We start from the raw sequence: 8,817 nt of genomic DNA, 5'->3' as shown, positions 1-8,817 counted from the left end.
CGTTTTTTTTTTTTTAATATTGCTTATGATTGCTGTTGTTGTATTAAAATTTAATAAAAATATTTGGAGTAAGCATTTTGTATATTTAGCTTTACTTACCTTTCTTGTAATCCTTACTTTGCTATTAAATAAGGTGTTTATTAATAGTATTCTAAGTTTTAATTCCACTTACGGCAATATTTTGCAGTACATTTCTTCTTTACCTTTAGCTATCTTTTATCCGCTATTTTTCACGTTTCTTTATAGTTTAAGTAAAAGCAAAAATTATACTATTGATAAGCTCAATAAGTATGTCTTTGTTTTGGTAAATATTTTTATTTTAAATGCGATCGTTTTTTTCGGTATTTATATGCATTTTGGAAACCCTTTTAGTATTACGTTAATAAATTTTGTGGAATTCATACCAATTTTTTTATTTATAATGCTTTTCTTTGAGACATAATTATTTTTGACAAAACTTTATCTTGCTCTAATTTTGAGGGAACAATTTATAACTCTTTTGAAATACTTAACAATAACACCTTGAACTTTTTAAATAATTATATATAATATATTTGGGGGCGCTGGGGCTCGACGGTTAGATAGAGCATGCCAGAGCAGGCGGAGGATGGTGGTTGGCCTCCCTAAACATCCACTAAAAAATAAACGCCGATTATTCATTTGCATTAGCAGCATAAGACTGCTACGTTTTGCAAGGTCTTTGCTCGTGGGACTTGTAAAACGTCGGGACACGAGCCTTCCTTTTGAAGGATGCTTGAGCCTTCTTAAGGAAGTTTGAACTCAAGCTATGCATTATGAATCCTGCCATTCGGAAACGTAATGTGAAAATAGAAGAATGGCTAAGCTTGTAGTGGCTGGTATGGGTTATCTACTCGGACGCGGGTTCAACTCCCGCCGCCTCCACCATTTTAATATGTTCGTATTTGATTAATTTCTAGATAAGTTTCTCGATTTTTCTTTTCTCACTTATTGCTTTCTTTTCTTCTTCCAAAGACGGAGCTAATCCTACAAAATCAAGAATTGGCAGAACAAACATAATACCTGTGCCTGGTTCTTTAAAGTCATTAAGTTCTTCCTTTATAACTCTTTGAGCGTCTTTTAGGGTTTTTTCTTCTTTTATTACTGTAAAAATTGTTTTATTTTCTGGGTATCTACCAGCCCCAACGTTAAATATCTCAAGAAGTGTCGAGAAAGTTGAGACCTCAGGTTCAAGAGTTCTTCCCATTCCAATTGAATCGATAATTGTTGCACCTCTTACATCAACTTCTATAAGTCTCTCTAAGATCCTATTTAATTTATCAGTTTTATTTATTACGATTACTAAAAGATATGCCATTTTTTCCTCCTATTAAATTTTATAGTTTTTTAGTATTTCTTCAAGTTCATCGTAATCTTTAAAGATGCTACAATAGTGTGTTGTCTCTATCGGTTTTGATGGGATTATAAAACATTTTATGTTAGCATTAACTGCTGTAAGAACATCTTGATCTGCATCCCCAATGATTGCCATCTCGTCTTTAGGTACATTTAAATCTTCAGAGACTATGTTTATCGTTTCAGGGTTTGGTTTAACCACCGAAAGACTCTCAAAACCATAGATTTTTTCAAACAAATTTCTTATGCTAAATTTATCAAGTATTTTTATAAGGGGTTCTAACGGCTTATTTGAAAGAATTACTTTTCTTTGCTTATTCCTGAGTAAGAATTCGATTACATTATCTATTGGTGTTGCATATGTTGAGGATATTTCTACATAGAATTTGTAAGCAACTTCTTCAGCTTCTCTAATTAATTCTTTATCTTCATTTGGAAAGAGTCTTTCTATGGTCTTTCTAAAGCCATCTCCTGTATATGACCATATAACTTTATCATCTAAAGGTTTTTTATTAAAATGAATTAAAGTTTTATTCATTGCTTCAGCAATATCTTTACTTGTATCAAATAGTGTTCCGTCAAAATCGAAAATAAGTGTTGTAATTTTCATCGTTAAATTATATTTTTTTCTTCTAAAAACCAAAATCTATTATATAATAGAAAAGAGGACTGATATATATGAAAAAAAGGTTTTATTCGTTTCTAAGCTTATTGGTAGTATTTTCTTTTATTATTTCTTTAAGTGTTGGTACTTACGGACTTAAGTCTGCTTCTAAGGCAATAAACATCCCAAAGGATTACCAAGGCAATACCTATATTATCAAATTTAGAGCCCCTTCGCTATTGGAATATCAAAATTCTTTTAGTTATAAATTACTTTCCTTAGTTAGCGATAGAACTGATGAAAATTATCTTAAAAAACTTTCGGTTAGACACGAAAGTTTAAAATGCTTAGTTTTGGAACTTGGAGGAAGCGTAAATAGTGATTTTTATTCTGTTTTTAATGGGATGAGTATAAGTGGGAATGACGCTCTTCTTAAAGCACTTATAAATACAGGCCAAGTTGATGGCATCTATCCTGATGAGCAATGTTTTCTTGAAAGAGATATTACTTCAAAAGTGATAGAGAGCAATTTAGTATTTAAAGAGAAGGATAAAAACGGCAACTTTATAACTGGTATTGGTATGAAAGTTGGTATTATAGACACTGGAGTTGATTATCTTCACAAGGAACTTGGAGGTGCTAAGTTCCCCAATTCAAAAGTTGTTGGTGGTTATGATTTTGCGGATAATGATCCTGATCCAATGGATGACGATGGCCACGGGACTCATGTTGCAGGTATTTTTGCCGGTTCAGAAAATGGAATTGCAAAAGATGCAAAGATATACGCATATAAAGTATTTTCCAAAGGTAATTCCACGACTTCAACTTCTTTAATCATAAAAGCCATTGATCAAGCAGTAAGTGATAAGTGTGATGTAGTTAACATTTCCATTGGTATACATAACGGCGCTTCAATAGCTCAAGATGCACTTTCAACTGCCGTAAGGAATGCTATAAATGCAAATATAGTAGTTGTAGCGTCAGCAGGTAATAGTGGAGTTCCTTCAGAATTTGTTGAAAACCCTCTTACTGCACCTGCATCTGTTGATTTAGCAATTGGAGTTGGCGCGTCCGATGATTCCGAAACAGGAATTATTAACGCATCAAATAGAACTATTATAGCGCAGTATGCAATAGAGTCGCCAAAATTTACCTCAGGTAACTACAACATTGTGTATTGTGGCTTAGGTAAGGTTGAAGATTTTAAAGGATTAGATGTTAAGGGAAAGATTGCTCTTATTGAAAGGGGAGAAATTTACTTTGGTGATAAAGATCTAAACGCAAAGGACTCAGGTGCAATTGGTGTCATTGTGTATAATAACGTTCCAGGCATGCCTGATGTTACACTTGTTTCTCAAGATCAGCCTGGTAGAAATGATTTTATACCGTTTCTCTTTATCTCTTTTAATGATGGACAGTTCTTAAAAAATTTATCCAATGAAACAGTTTCAATCTCAAATGTTTATGGTTTAGGGAGATTAGCTTCATTTTCCTCAATGGGACCGACTTCAGATTTTTACCTAAAGCCGGATTTAGTTGCACCTGGTGTAAACATCAATTCAACATATCTAGATAACACTTATACGGAAATGAGCGGAACTTCAATGGCTTCTCCTGTTGTTGCTGGTTGTGCTACACTTTTAAAACAAGCAAAGCCAGAACTTAAAGCAACCGAGATTAAATACTTACTTATGAATACAGCAGATGTTCTTACAAATAGTGTTTCAAATCTGCCTTATTCACCACTACTTCAGGGAAGTGGTAGAGTGAATATCTATAATGCAGTAAACACCTCATCTTATGTGTATCCTGCATCTTTAATTTTTGGAAATGGAGTAAATAAGAAGAGTTTTACTTTGACTTTTAAAAATTTGGATACAATTTCTAAAACTTTTTCAGTTTCACTCCTCTATGGTTCCAATGAGAAAGTAACTATCGACATACCATCAACTATTTCAGTAGATGGGAAATCCTCAAAAAATGTATCAGTTTCATTTGAGGCTGCTTCAAATATATCTCATTCCTATGGTTTTATTTTCTTTACCTCCAAAAATGAAAAATTACACATTCCTTTTGTGTATCTAAACGATGTTCCTGAAAACGATTTTCTATTTGATGTTTCGCTTTCAAATAGTGTAATAAATAGCCAAACTGGTTCAATTTACTTAAATTTCTCTGTTGGCACTGGGAGTGTTTCACAATCTGAAAATGAAACTTTTAGAGAAACTTTGGCGGAAAATGTAAAAGTTTCTATTTATGACTCCCTTGGAAATCTCATATATAATGTTTTCGACCAGTCTCCTCTGTATGTCGGTGATTACGGAATTAGCATCACTCCGTTTGATGTATCTTCCAACGTATTGTTTTTGAAAAACGGTGTCTATTTTTACAAAATATCCTATAATGAAACAAATGATGATGAAAAAACAAAAAATATTTACCAAACGGTTTCAAGAAAAGAGCTAAGTGGGAGTTTTACAGTTCAGTATCCACAAACAACGGGAAGATTTGAGTTCTCGGTAGTAAACAATTATACCCTGCTTTTACAAGCAAACGATGTTTTTGATTTAAATTTGAATGTTAATCCATTAAGTAGCTTCACAAGTTTAACCTTTGATTTGCATTTTGATATAAATGCTTTGAAATTGCTTGCAGCAGAAATATTGGATGAAAACGTCTTATTAAGTTATAAGAATACTAAATCAGGCGCTCACTTTGCTGTGTTATCTAATACCAAGATACAAAGAGCCAGGTTAAAATTATCTTTCCTTTCAAAAAATAATAAAGAGGGATTTATAACTATTGCTAATCCGAAATCAGATACTACAACGAACTTTTTTGTTAAACCCCTATACTATAACATTTCTCCCTACTCAAGGATGTTTGACTTTAACAGTGATAAAGTTGTAAACAACCTCGACTTAACGATTTTTAAACAGAGTTTTAATTTAACATCATCCCAAAAAGATTTTAACCCTGATTGTGATCTTAATTTTGATGGAATTGTCGATGAAAAGGACTTCTTTATATTCTCTAAACACTTTGGAGAAGTTTACCCATAGGAGCAAGGCTATGAAAAAAGTATTTTTTATCTTAATTTTGTTTATTCTGGTTTTTACTTCTTTTGATTGGATTAGTATTGTTCTATCATCTAATATTTCTTCAATAAAGGAAATTCAAACAATCGGTATTCCAGTTGACGATTTTATTGGAAGTGCTAATTTCTCTGAAGTAAATTTTTACGAAGATGATTACAACACAAAATACCTTTTCCCAATGCAAGGAATGTGCATAACTAAAGGGGGCGATATAGCAGTAATTGATAACTCATACGGTAAAATTCATATTTTTACTCCTCTTTTACAAGAAAAGTTTACTTTTGGAAAATTTTCTGAATTTATTTATCCTACTGATATTGCATTTTATAACGACAGATTTTATATTGCAGATCCTCTTGCAGGCTTCGTAAAAGTTTATGATGCAAATGGCGTATTTATAAGCACTATCCAAATAAAAGACATTATTAGTCCGGTTGGTGTTGCGGTAAATTCCTCTGGAATTTTTATTTCGGATTACTTTTCTTCTAAAGTTTTTAAGATTAGTTTTGATTATAGAATTGTTAAAAGCAATACTGTTTCATATCCTTTAGGCTTATTTTCTTCCCTAAACAAGCAAGTTTATTGTGTAAGTGGGGAAGAAAATAAAATTTATGTCTTTGATACGAATTTAAATATTGTAAATTCATTTGGAGACGGTTTGCTAATTTATCCAACAGAAGTTTCTGTAGATGTAAGTGGTAATGTTTATGTAGTTGACAGAGGGCTAAATCCGATTTCAAATTCGCCAAAAGTGCTTGTTTTTGACAAGGCTTATAAACTAATTACAACTTTTGGAAGTTTATCTAATAGCATAACTTCTATCCCAAATGGGTCCTTTTTAACACCTACAGGTATCGCAATAACACAAGAATCTGTCTATGTTTTTGATTCTGGATATTTTTATTTTCCTCAGCCTAACGCTTCTGCTCCATTTGGTTATCCAGTAATTACTCGACTTTCGGTTTTTACCCCACTTGGCGGCTTTTTGAAAAAAGTGGACTTTGTAAGGAATACTAATTTAGGTGTATTTTTAAGTCCTTTAGGTGTTTCTTTAGATGAATTTGGCAACATGTGGGTATTAAACAAAGGTGGTCTTGATTCAAGCGAGGTTGTGAAGTTGTCGCCAAGTGGTTCATTTGAAAAAACTATCTCAAAAGTTAACGACGCAAATTTACCATCATTAAATTCAATATATGCTGATAAAAAAGGCAATGTAATTTTAGGCGGAACAAATCAACTCTTTATCTTTAAAACTGACGGAAGTTTCAAAAAAAGTATTTCCAACGATAAATTTGGAGTTATAAGGAAAATAACCCTTGCTTCTAATTACTATTTTATTGTTTCTCTCGATAAAAATACAGTATTTAAACTCGATATGAATTTTAATATTGTTGGAGCCTTTACCGTGTGTGAATTACCGTCTTCAATTGCATTTGACTCAAAAGGAAATGCTTTTATACCATCCCTTTTTGATAATTCAATCCATGGGTATGACAAAAATTTTAAAGAAGTCAAAACTTTCTCAAGTAATGGTAAGGGTGCATTTAAACTGTATATTCCTGAAGATATAGCAATTGATAAAGATGATAACGTATACATCGCAAATACCGAAAATGGGAGGATTACGGTATTTACTTCATCGGGAGTTCCTCTATATGAAACTGACTCAATTTACTATGGGTTAGTCTCTTTTGAATTGACCAATTCACATTTACTTACTGCAAATGTATTCCGTAATGTTATTCAAATTTTTGATATCACTAAAAATTATCCTGATTATTCTTTTTCAATTGGCCAATCGCAGGATAGAGTCTATGTCGCTCCTTCTGATTTTGTAAATCTATACTTTAATATTACAAATACAGGGGTAAAGCAGGATAACTATTCATTTAATGTCTTTTTAACAAATTCAGCAGTTTTTTCGATTGGTAATCCCAATGAGGTTTCTAATTTTTCACTTCTACCCAATGCAACTAAAACAGTTAAACTAGTTTTGCAATCTAAAGAAAATGCAAATGAAGGAGATTTTACTGATGTAATAATAAAGGTATATTCAAAAAATGGAAACATTTATAAATCATCAAACATCTCAGTTGTCGTCTTAAAACAATTAAATGAAAGTTTATATTTAGATGATACAACTGGAATGCTTGGAAGTAATATTCTTGTCCCTCTATATCTTAAAAATCCTAATGGAATAAGAGGCGTTTCTTTCGAGCTGAGTTTTGAAAAAAATATTGTTGCTTTTGATCACATTCTATTAACTCAAGAATTATCAAACTCTGTTTTTCTCAAGAATGATACAAGTAATGGAGTAATGTTTCTCATCGAGTTTCCCAAAGAAAAAATTGCCTATAATACAGTAAAAGTTGGGGATATAGTATTTAAACCTTTATCAATTGGTAGAGCAACTCTCAGCATTTCAAACGCAAAATATGTCCTTTTGACTGATGAAATAAGAGACTTTGAAAATTTGATTTCTGGAGGAGTTAGTATAACACCTTATTTAAGTGTTAATCTTCCTGAAGGGTATATAGCAAATGAGCAGAAAATTAATATTGTAGGTAAAACGACCGTAGAGTGCACAGTTTCTATTAATGGGAAAGATGTTTATGTCGATGAATCTGGAAACTTTTCTTTTTCTTATTTGCTTATTAACCACAGTGAAGAAATTCTAATAGTATCTAGGGCAAAAACTTTAGAAGAAAGTGTAAGGAAAATCAAAGTTTTTTACAAAGGAAATATAAAACTGACCGTTGAATTAAAAATAAACGATCCAATCATGCATGTAAATAGTTTTCCTGTTGAAATTGATCCAGGGAGAGGAACTACTCCTATAATTTTAAGTGGCTGGAATAGAACATTGGTGCCAATCCGTGCTATTGTTGAAGTTTTTGGAGGCTCAATTTCTTGGTCTCAAAACGACCAAGTTGTTACTATACTCCTAGACGGTAAGACAATAAAACTCCAGATTGGTAATAATGTTGCGATAGTAGATGGTAAAAACGTTCAAATTGATCCTAATAATCCTTTAGTCAAGCCCATTATTATAAACGATAGAACCATGATCCCGTTAAGATTTGTATCAGAATCTTTAGGGTGTAATGTGACATGGTTTGATAAAGAGAGAATTGTAAGAATTGAGTATATAAAACCTTAATTCATTTTGGCCCAAGAATAATTGTATTCAAGTAGTCGGCTAACTTTATAAATTTATTTTCTCTACCTACATGATTAAAAGTTATTTTCTCAAATTTTGGAACAATTGTCAGAACCTCTTCATTGAGAATTTTAAGGTTAGGTGATTTTACTTTATATTCTCCTTTAATTTGGGAGATAAGTAAGAGGGAATCGGAATAAACAGTCAATTCTTCATAGGAATCCTTTAAAGCCTCTTTAAGTGCTAATAACAAAGCAGAATATTCTGCAACATTATTGATTGCAAGTCCGATGTATTCGCTATGGAACTTAATAATATTTCCATCCAATACAAAAACATAGGAACATGCACTTTTTCCTGGGTTCCCTCTTGATGCACCATCTGTATAAATATCAATCTTATGCATTTTTCAAAGCTTCTCTAAAAAGTTCTGGGATTTCTTTACCAATACCAATTAAATGTATTTCATTAAAGACTCCTCCATTAAATCTTAAGAATTTTAAAATAGTTTTTACAATAATCTTTGTGCCTTTTTCTTTTGGAAAGCCAAATATTCCACAACTTACTGCTGGTATTGAGAG

General features: G+C 32.0%; 7 protein-coding genes and 1 other RNA gene. 4 read left to right on the top strand and 4 right to left on the bottom strand.

The features are described 5' to 3' along the window. Both K6343_03970 and ssrA read left to right on the top strand, forming a co-directional pair. Positions 1 to 442 (top strand): hypothetical protein (locus K6343_03970; protein MEF3245120.1); only part of this gene is annotated, 442 nt, incomplete at its 5' end. Positions 443 to 556: 114 nt separating this feature from the next. Beyond that, positions 557 to 906: a transfer-messenger RNA gene (ssrA, locus tag K6343_03965) on the top strand. Positions 907 to 934: 28 nt separating this feature from the next. Here the strand turns inward: ssrA and K6343_03960 are convergent. Beyond that, the gene (locus tag K6343_03960; GenBank protein ID MEF3245119.1) at positions 935 to 1,336 is read right to left on the bottom strand and encodes a hypothetical protein; all 402 of its coding nucleotides are present in this window, start codon (positions 1,334 to 1,336) and stop codon (positions 935 to 937) included. A gap of 12 nt (positions 1,337 to 1,348) precedes the next feature. After that, positions 1,349 to 1,984: an HAD family hydrolase gene (locus K6343_03955; protein MEF3245118.1), complete on the bottom strand. Its 636-nt coding sequence runs from the start codon at positions 1,982 to 1,984 to the stop codon at positions 1,349 to 1,351. Between the two features lie 68 nt (positions 1,985 to 2,052). On the opposite strand from K6343_03955, the gene K6343_03950 reads away from it, so the two are divergent. Both K6343_03950 and K6343_03945 read left to right on the top strand, forming a co-directional pair. Beyond that, positions 2,053 to 5,040, top strand: a complete 2,988-nt coding sequence (locus tag K6343_03950) for a S8 family serine peptidase (protein ID MEF3245117.1) — start codon at positions 2,053 to 2,055, stop codon at positions 5,038 to 5,040. A gap of 10 nt (positions 5,041 to 5,050) precedes the next feature. Beyond that, positions 5,051 to 8,236, top strand: coding sequence for a hypothetical protein (locus K6343_03945; GenBank protein MEF3245116.1), 3,186 nt, complete (start codon positions 5,051 to 5,053; stop codon positions 8,234 to 8,236). Between the two features lies 1 nt (position 8,237). On the opposite strand, the gene K6343_03940 is transcribed toward K6343_03945, so the two are convergent. Next, a complete protein-coding gene (locus tag K6343_03940) occupies positions 8,238 to 8,642 on the bottom strand; it encodes a ribonuclease HI family protein (GenBank protein MEF3245115.1) in 405 nt (134 codons plus the stop codon). Further along, positions 8,635 to 8,817, bottom strand: a 183-nt coding sequence (locus tag K6343_03935) for a macro domain-containing protein (GenBank protein ID MEF3245114.1), incomplete at its 5' end; no start/stop codon positions are given. The genes K6343_03935 and K6343_03940, both read right to left, overlap by 8 nt.

The sequence above is a fragment of the Caldisericaceae bacterium genome (assembly GCA_036574215.1).
Taxonomy (GTDB): Bacteria; Caldisericota; Caldisericia; order Caldisericales; family Caldisericaceae; genus Caldisericum.
Note: the sequence above shows the minus strand (reverse complement) of the source record. Positions and strands in the feature narration are given on the sequence as shown.

Coding starts and splice junctions, on each gene's coding strand:
- K6343_03940 (MEF3245115.1), bottom strand. CDS start 8,642: ATGCATAAGATTGATATTTATACAGATGGTGCATCAAGAGGGAACCCA.
- K6343_03945 (MEF3245116.1), top strand. CDS start 5,051: ATGAAAAAAGTATTTTTTATCTTAATTTTGTTTATTCTGGTTTTTACT.
- K6343_03955 (MEF3245118.1), bottom strand. CDS start 1,984: ATGAAAATTACAACACTTATTTTCGATTTTGACGGAACACTATTTGAT.
- K6343_03960 (MEF3245119.1), bottom strand. CDS start 1,336: ATGGCATATCTTTTAGTAATCGTAATAAATAAAACTGATAAATTAAAT.
- K6343_03950 (MEF3245117.1), top strand. CDS start 2,053: ATGAAAAAAAGGTTTTATTCGTTTCTAAGCTTATTGGTAGTATTTTCT.